The following is a 17,825-nucleotide window of genomic DNA, read 5'->3' on the forward strand; positions in this document are numbered from 1 at the left end:
GGGGATTCCTTTCGGGCGCGGTGATCAAGCCAGGATGGCGTTGAAGAGGTAGCCGACGGCGACGATACCGAGGCCGGTGGTCGTGATGAAGATCGCGAGGAGCTGGGGCTTGAGCACCCGGCGGAGCAGGATCATCTCTGGCAGGGACAGTGCGACGACGGCCATCATGAACGCGAGCAGGGTGCCCATCGGCAGGCCCTTCTCGTAGAGGGCTGCGACCAAGGGCATTACCCCGGCGGCGTTGGAGTAGAGCGGGATGCCGATGAGAACGGCGATCAGCACGCCGAAGGGGTTGCCAGGGCCGGCGTAGGTGGCGAAGAAGTCGGTCGGCGCCCAGCCGTGGATCAGGGCGCCGAGACCGATGCCGACGAGGAGGTAGACCCAGATCTTCGCGATCAGGCTCCTGACCTCTTCGACACCCATCTGCATCCGCTGCCCAAAGGTCAGGCCGAGGGAGGGGTCAATGGTCTGGCCGCCGAGCTTTACTTCGAAGACGAAGGGTTCGACCCAGCGTTCGACGTGCAGGCGACCCAGGATGTAACCGGACACGACTGCGATGGTCAGACCGGAGACTACGTAGAGGGCGGTGATCTGCCACCCGAAAAGGGTCAAGAGCAGGCCGATGGCGATCTCGTTGACGAGGGGGCTCGCGATCAGGAAGCTCATCGTGACGCCGATCGGCACGCCCGCGGCGACGAAGCCTATGAAGGCGGGTACGGCGCTGCAGGAGCAGAACGGGGTGATGACGCCCAGGGCCGCCGCGAGGAGGTTCCCGACGCCCTCGCGTTTGCCGCCGAGGAAGGCCCGCGTGCGCTCCACGCTCATGAAGGAGCGGAGCACGGTGGAGGCGAAGATGATGATGACCAGCAGGAGCAGGATCTTCAGCGAGTCGTAGAGGAAGAAGTGGATGGTCTCGGTGATCTGGTTTTTCGGGTCGAGGCCGAACGCATCGTAGAGGATGACGTTCCAGAGCCACTCGTTGGCCCAGTAGGCCAGCGCCCACACGCCGATCCCCGCAATCAGGACGCCGACCCGGCCGCGGGTCGTGGTCGGTATCCGTTCGGCGATGTTCACGAGGACTCCTTGACTAGGAACGCATACGTATTCGACGTGCGTCTAATCATTAGTGTGCCACCTCTTTGATATATGTCAAGAAGGTGGGATGATGGACCCATGCCCAAGACCCTTCCCCTCCTGGAGGACGCCTCGCCGATCTGTTGCGATCCCCTGGGCTCTAGCGCCACGCTGGCCTTGGACGATGCGATGGCACTCGCGGTCCGCCTCAAGGCTCTGGCTGATCCCACCCGCCTGCAGCTCCTGGCCTACCTTCTGGCCCAGCCGGACCAGGAAGCGTGTACGTGCGACCTGGCCCCCGTTGTCAAGCTTTCTGAGCCAACGGTCAGTCACCACCTCAAGAAACTCGAAACCAGCGGCATCCTCACCAAGGAACGACACGGGATGAGTGTGCACTACCGCGTCGTTCCAGAGGCCATTCACGCCATCGCGCGCACGCTCGACACGGCTACCCGCGCACTGACCCAGGTAGTCTGAGCCGACCCGAGCGCAATCCTCACGTGAACGCCTGCGGTGCCCGTTCTATCGGCTCCTAGGTGCTCAGGGGCGCCAACTCTATCTGTGTCGCGAGCGCATAAGCGGTAGGTGCCGTTGAGAATCGCCGCACCAGCGTTCGCCCCATCCCATAACTGGTCGTCGTCCAATAGGCGGCCTCTTCGCAAGCGTTCACGACCGGTAGGGCTTTCGAGCAGGCCGCTCGGACGAGGATCCCGTTTCCGGGCTGGCCGCACTAGTGGATGCTTCTCCAACCCTTGACGCTCGCTCGGTTCCCGACAGCGAACCGTGCGACAATCGCCACGCCGGATGCCGGATTGATCGAAGGGACCTCACAGTGGACGCGAACGAGTGGGATAGTCGTTACCGGCAGGCACGGGACGGCGACCACGCCAGGCTCTGGTCGGCCGTACCAGCAAAGCTCGTGCAGGACATTGTTTCGCCCTGGACCCCGGGGCTCGCCCTCGACATGGCCTCAGGTGACGGGCGTAACGCGATCTGGCTGGCCAGCCGCGGCTGGAACGTTACCGGGCTCGACTTCTCCGCCGAGGCAATTGGCCAGGCCCGGGAGCACGCGCGGGCGGCCGGCGTCGATGTGGACTGGCTGGTCGCAGATGCCACGACCTGGCAAACCGAAGAACGCTTTGACCTGGTAACAGTGATGTACCTGCACCTGCCGGAGGAACTGTTTCGAATCGTATTGGCCAGGGCGATTGGCTGGCTCGCTCCGGGCGGGCACCTCCTTGTCCTTGGTCACGACCGAGGCAACATCGACGCAGGCGGCCCTGGCCCTGGCAATCCCGACATTCTCTATACGCCCGAGCTCCTATCTTCGATCGTCGGACCAAAGCGGATCCTGCGCTGCGAGACCGTCAGCCGCGACCTGGCCACCGACCCCGAGTCCCCGGCTGAAACGGGTGGAGTCGCCCTCGACACGGTCCTCGTCGCCATCTGCTGAGGCGAGAGGGCAATTACCCTCCGAGGGCCCGCTTTTCGGAAGAGCTTTTCGTCCTGAGCCTGGGCCAGCATCGCGACCGCTTCCCGTCCGGTCGCGCCGTCCAGCACAGTTCCTGATCGCCGCCGTGAGATGCCGACGGCAAGATCGTCATGCGGGTTCGAATCCCGTTGAGGCCACAATTACCCGGTTCCCTCGAAATCAAGGGAACCGGGCTTTCTTGATTAAGTGGCGTCGCCAGCGTCCACGCAGATCCTCGGCACGGGCCTGAGACCTTCATGGTGTTAGGCTGTGAATGTTCTTACGAACCTCATCAGGACGCGAGCGCGCAGCCCCCAGCAAGACTGGAAGAGCCGCGGTCGTATGGTGAGGCCAGACGGATGTGGCCCCATGGTCGCTCCAGCTCACGCCGCTCAGCGGCGTCAGGGCCGGTCTCGGCCTACCCGCCCGATACAGCTAGCCCCCGACGTGCCGGCTGCGAAGCCGGTTTCGTCGTCGCGCTCCGGAGAATCCGTGACCCAGATCGTTGCCGAACACGCACAGGAATTCGCCGCCTCGGCGGAGCACACAGCCTCGACATCCCCAGCTCCCGAAATCGCCGTCAAGGCGGACCACCTGTATAAGGCATTCGGCCGCCGACCGCATGACATCGTCAAGAAACTCGAAGGCGGCGCGAGCCGTGAAGACCTCGCGCACCTCGGAACAGCCGCCGTGATCGATGCCTCCTTCGAGGTCCGGCGCGGCGAGATCTTCGTGGTGATGGGACTGTCCGGTTCGGGCAAGTCCACCCTGATTCGCATGCTCAACGGCCTGCTCGAGGCGACCTCCGGGACAGTGACCGTCGGTGACACCCGGATTACTGGACTCCCGGCCGCCAAGCTGCGCGATGTGCGTCGCCGGAGCGTGTCCATGGTCTTCCAGCACTTCGCCCTGCTACCCCACCGCAGCGTGATCGACAATGTAGCGTACGGCCTCGAGGTCCAGGGCATGCCTCGCGCGGAGCGCCTCGCGAAGGCCCGCACCATCATCCGCCTGGTGGGCCTGGACGGCTGGGCCGACAGCATGCCGTCCGAGTTGTCCGGCGGGATGCAGCAGAGGGTCGGCCTCGGTCGGGCGCTCGCCGCCGATACCGACGTTCTCCTGATGGACGAGGCGTTCTCGGCACTCGACCCGCTGATCCGCCGCGAGATGCAGGAACAGCTCATCGAGCTGCAGGCCGAACTCGGCAAGACCATCATCTTCATCACCCACGACCTCAACGAGGCGATGTTCCTGGGGGACCGGATCGCGGTCATGCGCGACGGTCGCATCGTGCAGATCGGCACCCCGGAAGACATCCTCACCGACCCGGCCAACGACTACGTCGCCCAGTTCGTTCAGGACGTCGACCGGGCCCGGGTGCTCACGGCCGGGAGCGTGATGGAGCCGGTGCGATCCATGGTCACCGTGACGTCCGGCCCGCGTGCCGCCCTGCGTACGATGCGCGACCTGCAGACCTCCGCCACGTTCGTGGTCGGGCGTGACCTCGGCTTCGTCGGGGTCGTACGTGACCGCGATGTGCTCAAGCAGGTCAAGGCCAGCCACCCGGACCTTCGCCCCATCATCAAGGAAGCAACGGCCGTTTCAGCGGATACCGCCCTGGTCGACCTCGTCGAGCTGGCGGTGGAGAGCGACTTGCCGATCGCCGTCGTCGATGCGCGAAACCGTCTGCTCGGTGTCATCCCGCGAGTCACCCTGCTTGCCGCTCTCGGTAACGTCACCACCGCGACGGGGGAGGTGCCGGTCACCGAACCGCCATCGACCATCTCGCTCCGCGTGATCACCGAAACCCTGCGCGAGACCGCGCTGGAAGGAGCACAGCTGTGAACGACTTCCGCATCCCGCTCGGCAGCTGGGCCGACGACTTCATCGCCTTCGTCACCGACAATTTCAGCTTTCTCTTCGATTTCGTGCGCACCATTTTCGACGGCGCCTACGAGTTCGTCGACCTCGTCCTTGCCTCACCGCCGTTCTGGGTGATCATCCTCGTGGCCGCTGCACTGGGCCTGATGGTCCGTGGCTGGAAATTCGCCGTGGGCGCCGTCATCGGCCTCATCGTCATCGTGGGTGTCGACCAGTGGCAGAACGCGATGGACTCGCTCGCCCTGGTCCTCGTGGCGAGCGTCCTCGCCATCCTGGTGAGCATCCCCCTGGGGATCCTGGCCGCCAAGTCCGCCCTGGCCTCCAAGATCATCCGGCCGATTCTCGACTTCATGCAGACCATGCCCGCGTTCGTCTACCTGATTCCCGCGCTGATCCTCTTCCGGGTGGGAGTCGTGCCCGGTATCGTGGCGACGATCATTTTCGCGATGGCACCGGGCGTCCGCCTGACCGAGCTCGGCATCCGCAGCGTTGATCACGAGGTCGTCGAGGCGGGCGAGGCATTCGGTGCGTCCCCGGCGAGAATCCTGCGCCAGATCCAGCTCCCGTTGGCGATGCCGACCGTCATGGCCGGAATCAATCAGGTCATCATGCTTTCCCTGTCGATGGTCGTCATCGCGGGAATGGTCGGCGCCGGCGGTCTCGGCCAGCAGGTCCTGGCGAGTCTCAGCCGCATCGACGTGTCGCTGGGATTCGAAGCCGGACTGGCGGTCGTGATCCTGGCGATCTTCCTCGACCGGATGACCGCATCGCTCGGCACGGGAATCACACCGATCGGTCGTCTCCTTGCCGGGCGCAAGCACCGTCGGCAGGCCGCCGCAGTGGCGGCCGAGAGCCCGATCAGCGCGCCCGTCGCAGACGTGAAGACGCCGCAGCCCGCCGGAGTCTGACCTGCACCTGGCGGGGGTATCTCACACGGCACTCCGCGATTCCAGCCGGTCGAGTTCGTCCTGACCGGCACCCCCAATACTCACGGAGACACCTGTCTCCGTGTCGCACCCGGCCGCCTCGGCCGCCCGGCGCATCCGTCAACCCCGGTCACCCACAGCAGGTGACAAGACAGGAAGACACATGAAGAACCGTTCCCTCAGCATCATCGCCCTCGGAGCCGTCGGGCTTCTCGCTTTCACGGGCTGTGCAGCAACACCCGCGCAGACCGTCGGCAACGGCAACTCCGACAACAAAGACCTCACGATCGCCGTGTTCAACGGTTGGGACGAGGGTGTCGCGGCGTCCGAGCTCTGGAAGGCCATTCTGGACAAGCAGGGCTACAACGTCGAACTCGAGTACGCCGACGTCGCCGCGGTCTACGCGGGTCTGTCCACCGGCGACTACGACGTGAACCTCGACGTCTGGCTTCCGAACACCCACGCCACGTACCTCAAGCAATACGGTGACAAGATCACCGAACTCGCGGCCTGGAACACCGAGGCGAAGAACACCATCGCCGTGAACGCGGATGCACCGATCAACTCGATCGCGGAACTGGCCGCCAACGCCGACCTGTTCGGCAACAAGATCGTGGGAATCGAACCGGGGGCCGGCCTGACCGAGGCCGTCACGAACAAGACGATTCCGACCTACGGACTCGAGAACATGGACTACCAGACCTCGTCGACCGCCGCGATGCTCACCGAGCTCACGGCGGCCGCGAAGACCGGCGAGAACATCGCCGTGACCCTCTGGGAGCCGCACTGGGCGTATGGCTCCTTCGACCTGAAGAACCTCGAAGACCCCGAAGGCACCCTGGGGGCCACGGAGACCATCCACGCCTACGGCAAGAAGGACTTCGGCACTGACTTCCCGCAGGCCACCAAGTGGCTGTCCGGGTACAAGATGGACCTCGATCAGCTGTACTCGCTCGAGACCGCGATGTTCGTCGACTACGACGGCCAGGACTACGGCCCCATCGTTGCGAAGTGGATCGCGGACAATCAGGGCTACGTGGACTCGCTCACCAAGTAAGCCACTGTTGTGATGAACGGCCCGTGCTCCGGCACGGGCCGTTCGTGCGTGGTCGCCTGCACCCGCACAACGTGCACTCATCCTGATCAGGTGTCCAGCCATCACGTATCCTCGGTTCCTGATATGGTGCTGCCGATACGAGTGAGCGACTGGGGAGCTGACCAGCCGTTCCGCACGATGAACGTTGTGAGATGGGGGACAAGTATGGCCTCGGCCGGGTTCGGTGTCACGTGGTGAGCGAGTCGAACGCTGCGAACACGAGCGAGCCGGTTCGGCTGGCCAGGTCGACGCTGGACGCGGGCGACAAAGACCTGCGCGCGGTGGCCGACCATGCGTTCCAGGTGAACGGGAACACCCAGGAGGCCCTGCGACTGGCGATCGCGCTCGGCGTTCGGCTTGACGGGGCGGGACCGGGTTCCGGGCGAACCGAACGGCTCTTCGACACGCTGGCCACGGTCGCGGCGGCAGACCTGACCGCTGCCCGCGTCGTGGAGGCGCACCTGGATGCGCTCTCGATCCTGGAACAGGCCGCTGAGTCCGGCAGTGGAATCCACGTCGAATCCGGGAACGGTCGGACGTGGGGTGTGTTCGCGGCGGAAGGACGCGGCACGCGCCTCGAGGCGCGCCAGACCGAGTCCGGCTGGCGGCTCGACGGTGTCAAGCCGTGGTGCTCGCTCGACGGCGCCCTCAGCCACGCGCTCGTCACCGCGCACACCTCGGAGACCACGCGTCGCTTGTTCGCCGTCGACCTCCGCGTGCCGGGAATCACGGTGTCGGACGGCTCCTGGGTGGCCAGGGGACTCGCATCGCTTCCGAGTGGTCCGGTCGACTTTCGCGGCGTTCCGGCAGTGCCGGTCGGCGCAGACGGCTGGTACCTCGACCGACCGGGCTTCGCGTGGGGAGGGATCGGTGTCGCAGCCTGCTGGTGGGGCGGGGCCGTCGGCGTCGCCAGACGCGTCTACCGGGAGGCCGGGGAGCGCACGCCGGATCAGGTCAGTCTTGCTCATCTTGGCGCGATTGACATGCTCCTGACGGCATCGGGGCAGGCACTCGCGGCCGCTGCGAGCGCGATCGACGACGGGACCGCGACCGGCACACTCGGGGCCGTGCGTGCGGCGCGCGTGCGGGGGATCGTCGCGCGCACCGCAGAGCAGGTGATCGAGCGGGCCGGGCATGCCCTGGGGCCGGAACCCCTGGCCTTCGACGCGCGCCACGCCCAGCGTGTCGCCGATCTGCAGTTGTACATTCGACAGCATCACGCTGAACGCGACGAGGCCAGGCTTGGAGCTCTGCTGCTCGATGGTGCTCGCGGAGTCTCACCGTGGTGATCTTCAGCCATCGGGACCTCGGCACCGCCGAGCAGGCCTGGGCCGGCGCTCCCTGGATCACGGCTGCGGCGCGGCTTGACCTCGACGACCTCGCCCGGCTGATCATCGTCGCGGCGCATCCCGACGACGAGACCCTCGGTGCCGGCGGGCTCCTCTCCGGTGCGACGCGACGCGGGATCCCGGTCGATGTCCTTGTCCTCAGCGACGGTGAAGCGTCCCATCCGGAATCCCCGACGCATAGCCAGGGTCGCCTTTCACGTGTGCGCAGGACAGAGGTGACGGATGCGGTGGCGCACCTGGCGCCATCCGCTCGCCTGCACTTCGCCGGACTGCCGGACGGCGACCTCGAGAGGAACAGGGAGGCGGCGGCGCGGGCGCTGGCATCCGTGCTCGGGCCGCCGTCTTCCGGCGCGGAGAAGATCACGGAAGGCTCAGCCGCGGGCACCTGGATTGTCGCACCGTGGCGGGCCGACGGGCATCCCGACCACGCGCTCGCCGGCGACGTGGCAGCGGCCGGAGCGGCATGGTCGGGCGCCCGCCTGCTCGAGTACCCGATCTGGGCCTGGCACTGGTCGACACCGGACGGGGAATGGCCGCTGGGCCTGATCCGCAGGTTCGATCTCTCTCCCGAGGACCACGCGCGGAAGCTGCAGGCGCTCGCGCTGCACCGCAGCCAGGTGCTGGCGTTGTCCGACGAACCCGGAGACGAGGCCGTCGTGCCGCCGGCGATGGCCGCCCATTTCGCGAGGGGCTTCGAGATCTTCGTCGACGGCACCGCAGCGGAGGCACCGTCCCCGGATGCGAGCGGGACAGCGAGCCTGGCGAGATCTTTCTTCGACGAGTTTTACCGGGAGGCGCGAGACCCGTGGGGCTTCGAGACGCGTTGGTACGAACGTCGGAAACGCGCGCTGACCCTCGCTGCGCTGCCGCGCGAACGATTCGGTGCCGCCCTGGAGCTCGGCTGCTCGATCGGAGTATTCACGGCCGACCTCGCCGCCCGGTGCGACACCGTGATGGCCGTCGATATCGCGGAGCAACCGCTCTCGATTGCCCGCGAACGGCTCGCCGGGCGCCCCGGCGTCCGCTTCGCACGGATGACCCTGCCCGGTGAATGGCCCTCCGGAGTCTTCGACCTCATCGTCGTATCCGAAGTCGGCTACTACCTGGCGACCGCAGACCTGGAACGGTTCTTCCAGCGCTGCCGGGACAGCCTCGCCCCCGGCGGAGTCCTCCTCGCCTGCCATTGGAGGCATCCGGTTCCCGAGTATCCGCTCAGCGGCGACCGGGTTCACGACATGCTCGCGACGGTGCCCGGCCTCGTGCGAACCGTCGAGCATCGCGAAAGTGACTTCCTGCTTGAGGTGTGGCAGCCCGAGCCGGCACGATCCGTGGCCCAGCACGAGGGACTCGTCCCATGATCGGGCCCGGTGAAATCGACCACCTGGTCATCGTCATCCCCGCGCACAACGAGGAGGAACTGCTTCCTCGGTGCCTCGCCGCGGTGGGGGCCGCGATCGAGCCCGTGGTCGCGACCCTCGATCCGGCGCCGCCGATCGTGTCGGTCGTGATCGTGCTCGACCGCTGTACGGACGGGACCGAGACCATTGCCGCGGGTTTTCCGGGCGTGCATCTGGTCCGCAGTGACACGGGAGGCGTCGGTGCGGCACGGCGTGCGGGCGTCCGCGGCGTCCTGAAGACCCCTGCGGACTTCACGGGTCGTACCTGGATCGCGTCGACGGATGCCGATTCAGCCGTCCCGGAGAACTGGCTCGCGAGCCAGCTTGCCTTCGCCAGGAACGATGTGCATCTGGTTCTCGGCACCGTCGAGCCGGACGAGTGCCTCGACGGCGAAATGCGCGCTCGCTGGGCGGCAGAGCAGTGGCTCGTCGAGGGACATCCGCACGTGCACGGGGCCAATCTCGGTGTGCGGGCAGACCGGTACCTCGCTGCCGGGGAATTCCCCGGTATCGACGCCGACGAGGACATTGCACTCGTCGCTGCACTGCGGAGGCTGCGGGTGTGCGAGATCCGCACGGCACGCATCCCGGTTCGTACGAGTGGGCGACTCGTCGGACGCACGCCCGGGGGTTTCGCCGGCTACCTGCGCGCTCAGACCGCTCGCCTCCCCGTCATCATGGAGACGGGTGTTCTGCAGGTCGACGACGCCGGCGCCCTTCCGTGAGCGAACCACTCAGCCTGATATGTGGCCCAGAGCGCTTCCATCCAACGCTCTCGCGGCGAACCAGTCTTCCAGCTCGGCCGCAGGCACAGGGTGGGACATCAGAAACCCCTGAGCGACATCGCAGCCGAAGCCGATGAGCTCCGAGTATGCCGTAGCGTCCTCCACGCCCTCGGCCACCATGCGCAGGCCGAGGCTGTGTGCCATGTCGATGGTCGAGACGACGAGGGCCGTTGCGCGAGGATCGTCCTTCATCGGGATGATGAAGGACTTGTCGAGTTTGAGCTCGTCGATCGGCAGGTCACGCAGGTACGCCAGGGAGCTGTACCCGGTCCCGAAGTCATCGATGGAGATCCGAATTCCCGTCGCCTGCAACCGGGTGAGGATGCTGCGCGCGCGTTCCCGGTCGGAGAGGAGGAAATCTTCGGTGATCTCCAGGACCAGCACTGTGGGGGACAGGCCACGCGACGACAGCATCGCGCTGATCCGTTCGGGCAGCACCGTGTCGATCAGGGAACTCGGGGACATGTTGACCGCCATCGTCAGCGTCCGGCCCTGGCCAGACCAGGTTGCGGCCTGGTCAAGGGCCTCACGCAGCACGATCTCGGTCATCGCATGCATCAGCCCTGACTCCTCGACGAGATCGAGGAAATCGTCGGGTTGCAACAAACCCCTCGTCGGGTGGTTCCAGCGGACCAGGGCCTCGACCCCGCAGACGTCCCCGGTTTTGAGGTCGATCTTGGGCTGGTAGTGCAGCACCAGCTGGTCATCGACGAGCGCGAAGCGCAACTCCTCGAGCAGGTGCAGCCGATCCTCCCCGTGATTGTCGTCGGTGCCCCGGTAGACGTGGTGGCCGCTGTGGGTCGCCTTCGCCGTGTACATCGCCATGTCCGCCTTGCGGAGCAGCATGGTCAGGTCCTCGCCCTGGTCGGGGTACCCGGCGATCCCGATACTGGCGCTGGCCTGAACCGAGATGCCCGCGAGGATGAACGGCTGGGCCAGGGTCGCGCGCAGCTTCCAGGCCACCGCTTCCGCCCTGACCGAATCCGAACCGTCGAGAAAGATCACGAACTCGTCGCCGCCTACGCGCGCGAAGAGATCCTCGGTGCGCAGCTGACCGGAAATCCGGCCGGCGACCTGGAACAGGAGCAGGTCACCGACATCGTGACCGAGACTGTCGTTGACCTCCTTGAACTTGTCGAGGTCGAGAAGGAGGAGCGCGCTCGTCCGGTGCGGATTCGCGGCCAGCCGGGCGGGCACATCGGCGTAGAGGGCGCGGCGGTTGGGCAGCCCCGTGAGCTCATCGGTCCGCGCCTGGCGATGCGCATCCGCAATACGGATGCGCTGGCGAAAGATCAGGGGCAGTGCCGCCACGGTGAGGGTCAGGGCCGCCAGGACGACGGCGAGCGGAGAGATCTTCAGCTGGGTTCCCATGATCAGGACCAGGAGACCCGCGGCCGTGGCGATCGCGGGAACCGTCTGTTCGGGGATCGCCCACGTCGACTGGCGAGGGTGCGAGCCGAGGCGGGCCTCCCTGTCGACCGAAGACGCGATCAGGGCGAGGCTCAGGGGCCAGCCGATGTCGAGGGGGCTGCCGATGACGTAGAGGCCGTTCAGGTGCAGGGACACGCTGATGATGTCGGCGGCCGTGAAGACAGCGAGACCGAGAACAAGGAGGGTCCAGCCCGGGCCGATGGAGGTGCCGTGGGAGGCTGCAATCCCGACGAAGAAGGCCACCAGCAGGACATCTCCGAGCGGATACGCAAATGCGACGGTCGTGGCGAACGATCCCGGGGTCGCGAGGGCCGCCTTGAGGATCGGATCGAGCAGCACGGCCAACAGGGCGGCCGCACCGAGAGACCCGACGGCGCTGTCCAGGACGATCGGAGACGCGAGACCCCGGATTGTGCGCCTCGCGAGAACGACGAGTGCCGCGAACATGAGCGGGTAGAAGCCGAGGAAGCCGACATCCGCCCAGGACGGACGCGGCAGGGATTCGCCTCCGGTCGTCGCCAGTGCGAAGAACGTGTCTCCGGCCGCCAGGACCGTCACGGCGGCGGTCATCAGGTGCAGGTCCCTGCGCCGGGACCGTGTCCGGCCGATCGCAATCCAGCACACGACGACGGGAATCCACAACGCGAAGAATCCGAGTACGAGCGAACTCGCGTCGCCTGCGGTACCGAAGATCGTGGCGACAGCGAAGGCAGCCACAATCAGCCCGAGGGTCCAGTTCGGCCATCGGCCGAATCGGCTCGTCCCTCGAGACGCGCTGACGCGCTCCGTGCTGGTATCGGCTGGCATAGATCTCCCTCTCGATAAACCTAGCTGCGTCGGTCGCCTTCGAAATGAACCCCGGCGTGCGGCATCTTCGGGATAGATTGGTCCCGGGGGAGCCAGTGCGGCAGCGAATTTGCCGCATGGCCGGGCATAAAATTGGGGGATACGTGTACGGAAAACCAAATACCAGGCGGAATTTTGAAGCGGTCGGCGGATTGCTGGGTTTTGTCGGGACGAGTGTCGTTGCCGGTGTTCTCGTGGCGGCCGCGGTTACTCCCGCCCTGGGCCTCTCCGGCCTTGCTGCGACAAACGCGATCACTGTTTTCGAGAACCTGCCCGATTACCTGAAGATCGACCAGCTCTCGCAGAAGAGCAACATCTACGCGACCACGAGCACCGGCGTCCCCTATCTCCTGGCCTCGTTCTACGACCAGAACCGCGTCGAGGTCGCCTCGGATGCGATCAACCAGTTCGTCAAGGATGCCGCGACCTCCGGTGAAGACCCCCGGTTCTACGACCACGGCGGCATCGACCTGCAGGGCACAGTGACCGGGATCGTCACGACTGTCGCCACCGGTGATGTTCGCGGTGGGTCTTCGATCACCCAGCAGTACGTGAAGAACGTGCTCGTGCAGAAGTGCGAAGTGCTCACGGATACGCAGAAGAAGTCGGACTGTTATGACGCCGCGATCGCCAAGACTCCTGATCGCAAGCTCAAGGAGATGCGCCTCGCGATCGGCGTGGAGAAGAAGTACGCGAAGGACGACATCCTCCGCCAGTACCTGAACATCACCGGCTTCGGCGGCACCGTCTACGGCATCGAGTCCGCCGCGGAGTACTACTTCGGTTCGACGGCGGCGACGCTGACGCTCCCGCAGGCCGCGAGCCTCGTCACGATCGTGAACAACCCGGTCAAGTTCCAGCTCGACCAGCCCGACAGCGAGACCAACGGCGCCGCGAACGGCTACGCCGCGAACAAGGACCGCCGCGACTACATCCTCGACCAGATGCTCAAGTACGGCAAGATCAACCAGGCCGACCACGATGCCGCGATCGCCACGGCCATCGAGCCCAGCATCCACGTGCCCTCGACCGGCTGCCAGACCGCCGGCGGCAGTGCCTTCTTCTGCGACCTCGTCGTGAATACCCTGCAGAACGACCCGACCTTCGGAGCCGACGACACCACCCGGATGGCCAACTTCCGCCGCGGCGGGTTCAACGTCTACACGACCCTCGACCTCGACATGCAGCAGGCCGCCGAGGCCACGATGAAGGCCAACGTTCCTGACACCTACCCCGGCTGGGACGTCGGTGGCGTGATCGTCAGCGTCGGAGTCGGCACCGGCAAGGTTCTCGCCATGACGCAGAACAAGGACTACAGCCAGGACCCGGATGTGCCGATCACCGGGTCGAACCTGACCGGGATCAACTACAACACCAACGTCGACCAGGGCGGTTCCCACGGGTTCCAGCCCGGATCGACGTACAAGGTGTTCACCCTCGCCGAGTGGCTGACCGAGGGCCACTCGCTCAATGAGCGGGTCGACTCCCGGCGCAAGGCCAACTGGGGCACCTTCCGCGACAGCTGCGCGACCGGCGGCACCGTGAGCTTCCCCGGCTACAACCCCAAGAACGACTCGAACGAATCCGGCGCCAACTACAGCGCCCTGCAGTCGACGATCGGGTCCATCAACACCGGCTTCATCGGCATGGCCAAGAAACTCGACCTGTGCGGCATCCGCAAGACCGCCGAGGCCTTCGACGTCACGCGCGCCGACGGCGCCCCGCTCGAGCAGGGTGCCTCAGCGGTGCTCGGCACCAACGAGGTCGCGCCCCTGAGCATGGCGGTCGCCTTCGCCGGCATCGCCAACAAGGGCACCACCTGCAGCCCGATCGTGATCGACCACATCACCGGCTCCGACGGAACGGCGCTTGCCGTTCCGCAGTCGGCGTGCCACCAGTCGGTCGATCCGAACGTCGCCGCCGGCATGACGACCGCGATGCAGCAGGTCATGGCGAGCGGAACCGGATCCGCCTCGTTCAAGGCGACCAGTCCGAAGTCGCCGATGATCGGCAAGACCGGGACCACAGACGGCAACAAGGACACCTGGATGAGCGGGGCGAGCACGACCGTCGCCACCGTCGCCGGCGTGATGAGCGTCACGGGTGACAGGGATCAGCGCACCACCTCCTTCAACGGCCAGCAGGCCGCGACGGCACGGCATCGGATGTGGCCGGACGTGATGAGCGTCGCGAATGCGAAGTATCCCGGCGTTGCCTTTCCCGCGGCCTCCGGCGCGGTGATCAACGCCGCCCAGGTGTCCATTCCTGACCTCCGCGGCAAGAGCCTCAGCCAGGCGCAGTCGACCCTGGAATCCGCAGGCTTCCTCTTCGTGAATGGCGGAACCATCGACTCCGAGCTGCCTGCCGGCGTTGTCGCGAACACCGAGCCCGGTGGGGGAGCAAGCGCGGCCCGCGGCGCTGCCGTGACGGTGCGCACGAGCAACGCCGCGCTCGTCGTCGTACCGGACGTCTCGGGCAAACGTGAAGTCGAAGCCCGCGCCGCCCTGTCGAACTTCACCGTGGTGAAGAACGAAACCGATGTGAAAGACCCCGCTCTCGTCGGCACGGTCGTCACGACGTCGCCACCGGCCGGCAGCGCCGCCAGACCTGGGGATGCCGTCACGATCGTCGTCGGCCGGCTGGCCGCCGCGGGAGGCTGAGCCGGCGCACTGTCTGCGCTCACTTCGGCGCGAGGAGAAGATCAGCTGCTGGGCCCGCGAGGCTCCCGGCCGGACAGGACCCCGGCGAACAGCAGGGTGAGCACACCGGCCACAGGCACGACGAGCAGGCCGAGCCGGAGCGAGGACGCGTCGGCGATCGCGCCGACCACGGGCGGCGAGACGAGGAAACCGACCCTGAGAAGCCAGGCGAGGATCGTCAGCCCGGAGCCAGGGCGGAAGCCAGGAAGCTCGTCCGCCGCATGCATGGCCGCCGGGATCAGGGTCGCGACCCCGAGTCCTGCGAGGCCGAATCCGACCACGGTGCCCAGGACCGACGGGACCAGGAGGGCGCTTCCCATGCCGACACAGACGATCACGCCGCCCGTTCTCGCGACCGCGCGCTGGCCGAACCGGTCGACGAGCCGATCGCCGAGCATCCGCCCGATGAACTGCATGCCCTGGAGCGCGATGAAGCCGAGGCCCGCGACGAAGGCTGATGCGCCGAGGTCGACGGAGAGGTAAATGGCCGACCAGGAGCTGCCGGCGTCCTCGACGATGGCCCCGGACGCCGCGATGAGCACGAGGGCGAGGAGCACCGCGTATTTCGCCAACACGCCCACCGCTCGTCCGGTGCGCGTCTGCACGCCGGCCGAAACATCGGCGGCACGCGTCTCGTCCGGTTCGGGGCCGGACAGGAGCATGCGGTACGACAGCGCGGCCAGGAGGCTGAACAGCACGGCGGAGAGCGTGAGGTGCACGGCCAGGGGAATGCCGAGCCCGGCGGCGAGGGACCCGAGTGCGCCGCCGGATACCGCACCGATGCTCCAGACAGCGTGGAACGAGTTGAGGATGGAGCGTTTGTACAGTCGCTGCACCCTCAGCGCGTGTGAGTTCTGGGCGACGTCGGTGATCGAGTCCATCGCGCCGGCCAGGAACAATCCGGCCGCGAGCGGAAGCCAGGCCGGGGCCACCCCGGCAAGCAGGATGCCGACCGCGGTGAACACCGTGGCGACGATCGCCACCCGGGAGGAGCGGAACCGGCGCACGAGCATCCCGGCCGTCAACCCGGCGATGAGCGCGCCGAGCGGGTATGCGGCGACCGCGAAGCCGAATTCCGCGTTCGTGAGGCCGAGGTCGGCCTTGATCTGGGGATAGCGCGGCAACAGGTTCGCAAAGATCGCACCGTTGGTGAAGAAGAGCACGCCGACCGCTATGCGGGCACGGCGGGCCGCTACCGGCGGCCGCGAGACCGAGGCAGGGGAGGAGCCGCCCGGACCTGAGGTCTCCGCGGTGGTCTCGCCCGTGGTCTCATCCGTGCTCTCAACGTTCACGGTCGAAGGCTACAGGCTTGCGGCAACGCCATCCGCTGGCGGGCGCTGGAGGAGCTCGATCAGCAGGATCGCGACGAGGGCGGTGACGGCGGTGCCGATGATCACGCCCGGCGACAGCGGGCGGACGAACAGCACGACGGCCCCGGCCACAAGCGCAACGACGACCCGCGCGTATCGCCGCACGGAGTACAGCCAGACCCCGAACGGTCCCGTGGTTCCTCCTCGACGTTCCGCCGACGAGCGGATGCTCCTGGCAGAGTCCACGGTCAGCCGGCGGACCACGATCGCGCCGCGGAAGGGCCCGGCCAGGTACGCCACCACGGCGACGGTCACGCCTGCGGTCCCCACAGCCAGCGCCGTCGCGCTGATGAACGGCACGATCGCGTCGTAGGTGGCGAGTGCGGCATCCCGGGGCAGGTACTGCGGCGAGACGGAGCCTGCGAAGAGGATGCGCCCGACGGAGATTCCCGTCGCCAGCACGGCCATCGAGAGCGCGAGCAGGAGACCCGCCCAGATCAGCGCCCGTGCCTTCCGCCTGGCCACGACGACACCGGCCGCCAGGAGGACCAGGCTCACCCACGGCAGCACGAACCCCAGGACGTCGAGGAGCTGGTAGGCGACCCGTGCCTGGACAAGGGAGTCGGACTGGGCGACCTGGATGGTGCGGTTGATCTCCGGGATCCGATCGGCGAGAGCGAAGCCCTGGGCGACAAGGGCGCTCTTCACCGCGGCGATGAGCGGCGCCAGCTGGATGCCGACCTCACCCTGGGTTCCGATGGTGAGCGGCCCGCCCGTATCGCCCTGAAGCGCCGCGATGACCTGGGAATGACTGACCCGCAGGGTCTGCTCCCAGATGTTCGCGAAGGCGTCCGAAGCGATCAGCCGCTGTGTCGCCGTGCGGACCAGCGACCGCGCACCCTCGATGGCCGGCTGCTTGAGCAGGCCGAGGGCTGTCTGGGCCCTCGGCGGCAGGTTGAGCTGGGCGATTCCGTCGAACAGGTCCGTTGCGATGCTCTCGAAGTCGACCTGGTCGTCGATCACCGTGGAGATCTGGTCAACGAGGAACGCCTGGAATGCCGGGTCATCCGCAAGAGGCGACAGGGTGGCCACGAATCGGCCGGTGTCGGTGACCTCGGTTTTGGTCCACGCGGCGACGACGGCGACCGGGGCGAGAATGACGCCGACGGCGATCAGGAGCGCGGCAAAGAATGCGCGCAGCCGGAGCGATGCCTTGGTGGGTTCAGACACGCCGGGAGTGCTCGGCGGTGCGGGCTGCAGCCGGGCCTGCAAGTGCGCGACCTGGGCCGAAAGTCGTTCGATTTGCTGCTCGGGGGTTTCGATCTGCGCCATCGGGTCCGTGCCTCTCGAGAGTGCGCGCCACTCTCCGGCGCAGGCACATTATGGCGCGGTCCGTCGGATTCGGCACGGAAATCCGCTAGGCTTACCCCCGTGAAGGGGAGTATCCCTCAAAGCCCACTGGGTTTAGTGATCTGATCGTCAACACGGACCGCGGTGCAGGGGTTCCGGTCGGATCGGCGGCATCTTTTGTCGCGGGAGAGACTTTCAGGTTCTCTGCCT

The 17,825-nt window shown here is 66.7% G+C and carries 13 protein-coding genes; 9 read left to right on the forward strand and 4 right to left on the reverse strand.

Annotated features, from left to right (window positions below; translation table 11 throughout):
* Nucleotides 1–24 precede the first annotated feature (24 nt).
* Nucleotides 25–1,074 carry a permease gene (locus E3O46_RS00885; RefSeq protein WP_134560926.1) on the reverse strand — a complete coding sequence of 350 codons (1,050 nt, stop codon included), beginning with the start codon at nucleotides 1,072–1,074 and terminating at the stop codon, nucleotides 25–27.
* A gap of 99 nt (nucleotides 1,075–1,173) precedes the next feature.
* Between E3O46_RS00885 and E3O46_RS00890 the strand changes: the two genes are divergently transcribed.
* The 8 genes from E3O46_RS00890 (at nucleotide 1,174) to E3O46_RS00925 (ending at nucleotide 9,919) form a co-directional block, all read left to right on the forward strand.
* Nucleotides 1,174–1,551, forward strand: coding sequence for an ArsR/SmtB family transcription factor (locus tag E3O46_RS00890; RefSeq protein ID WP_134560927.1), 378 nt, complete (start codon nucleotides 1,174–1,176; stop codon nucleotides 1,549–1,551).
* A gap of 355 nt (nucleotides 1,552–1,906) precedes the next feature.
* The gene (locus E3O46_RS00895) at nucleotides 1,907–2,527 is read left to right on the forward strand and encodes a class I SAM-dependent methyltransferase (protein ID WP_166791000.1); all 621 of its coding nucleotides are present in this window, start codon (nucleotides 1,907–1,909) and stop codon (nucleotides 2,525–2,527) included.
* Nucleotides 2,528–3,118: 591 nt separating this feature from the next.
* The gene (locus E3O46_RS00900) at nucleotides 3,119–4,390 is read left to right on the forward strand and encodes a quaternary amine ABC transporter ATP-binding protein (RefSeq protein ID WP_134448049.1); all 1,272 of its coding nucleotides are present in this window, start codon (nucleotides 3,119–3,121) and stop codon (nucleotides 4,388–4,390) included.
* The gene (locus E3O46_RS00905; protein ID WP_134560930.1) at nucleotides 4,387–5,334 is read left to right on the forward strand and encodes an ABC transporter permease; all 948 of its coding nucleotides are present in this window, start codon (nucleotides 4,387–4,389) and stop codon (nucleotides 5,332–5,334) included. The genes E3O46_RS00900 and E3O46_RS00905 overlap by 4 nt, the downstream gene beginning before the upstream one ends.
* A gap of 181 nt (nucleotides 5,335–5,515) precedes the next feature.
* Nucleotides 5,516–6,409 (forward strand): glycine betaine ABC transporter substrate-binding protein, encoded by an 894-nt coding sequence (locus E3O46_RS00910; protein WP_134447492.1) that lies wholly within the window; start codon nucleotides 5,516–5,518, stop codon nucleotides 6,407–6,409.
* Between the two features lie 233 nt (nucleotides 6,410–6,642).
* Nucleotides 6,643–7,737 (forward strand): acyl-CoA dehydrogenase family protein, encoded by a 1,095-nt coding sequence (locus tag E3O46_RS00915; protein ID WP_134560931.1) that lies wholly within the window; start codon nucleotides 6,643–6,645, stop codon nucleotides 7,735–7,737.
* A complete protein-coding gene (locus tag E3O46_RS00920) occupies nucleotides 7,731–9,155 on the forward strand; it encodes a bifunctional PIG-L family deacetylase/class I SAM-dependent methyltransferase (protein ID WP_134447500.1) in 1,425 nt (474 codons plus the stop codon). Before E3O46_RS00915 ends, E3O46_RS00920 begins: the two co-directional genes overlap by 7 nt.
* Nucleotides 9,152–9,919 (forward strand): glycosyltransferase family 2 protein, encoded by a 768-nt coding sequence (locus E3O46_RS00925; RefSeq protein WP_134560781.1) that lies wholly within the window; start codon nucleotides 9,152–9,154, stop codon nucleotides 9,917–9,919. The genes E3O46_RS00920 and E3O46_RS00925 overlap by 4 nt, the downstream gene beginning before the upstream one ends.
* 9 nt (nucleotides 9,920–9,928) lie before the next feature.
* Here the strand turns inward: E3O46_RS00925 and E3O46_RS00930 are convergent, their stop codons facing one another.
* Entirely contained in the window at nucleotides 9,929–12,217 is a 2,289-nt protein-coding gene (locus E3O46_RS00930; RefSeq protein WP_134560932.1) for a putative bifunctional diguanylate cyclase/phosphodiesterase, read from the reverse strand.
* 143 nt (nucleotides 12,218–12,360) lie between these two features.
* Here E3O46_RS00930 and E3O46_RS00935 point away from each other — a divergent pair, with 143 nt between their 5' ends.
* On the forward strand, nucleotides 12,361–14,916 hold the full coding sequence (locus tag E3O46_RS00935) for a transglycosylase domain-containing protein (RefSeq protein WP_241987308.1): 2,556 nt from the start codon (nucleotides 12,361–12,363) through the stop codon (nucleotides 14,914–14,916).
* Between the two features lie 41 nt (nucleotides 14,917–14,957).
* Here the strand turns inward: E3O46_RS00935 and E3O46_RS00940 are convergent, their stop codons facing one another.
* Nucleotides 14,958–16,130 (reverse strand): MFS transporter, encoded by a 1,173-nt coding sequence (locus tag E3O46_RS00940; RefSeq protein WP_241987313.1) that lies wholly within the window; start codon nucleotides 16,128–16,130, stop codon nucleotides 14,958–14,960.
* A gap of 126 nt (nucleotides 16,131–16,256) precedes the next feature.
* Nucleotides 16,257–17,597 carry a hypothetical protein gene (locus E3O46_RS00945; RefSeq protein WP_134447522.1) on the reverse strand — a complete coding sequence of 447 codons (1,341 nt, stop codon included), beginning with the start codon at nucleotides 17,595–17,597 and terminating at the stop codon, nucleotides 16,257–16,259.
* Nucleotides 17,598–17,825 lie beyond the last annotated feature (228 nt).

Source organism: Cryobacterium glucosi (assembly GCF_004402235.1).
GTDB lineage: Bacteria > Actinomycetota > Actinomycetes > Actinomycetales > Microbacteriaceae > Cryobacterium > Cryobacterium glucosi.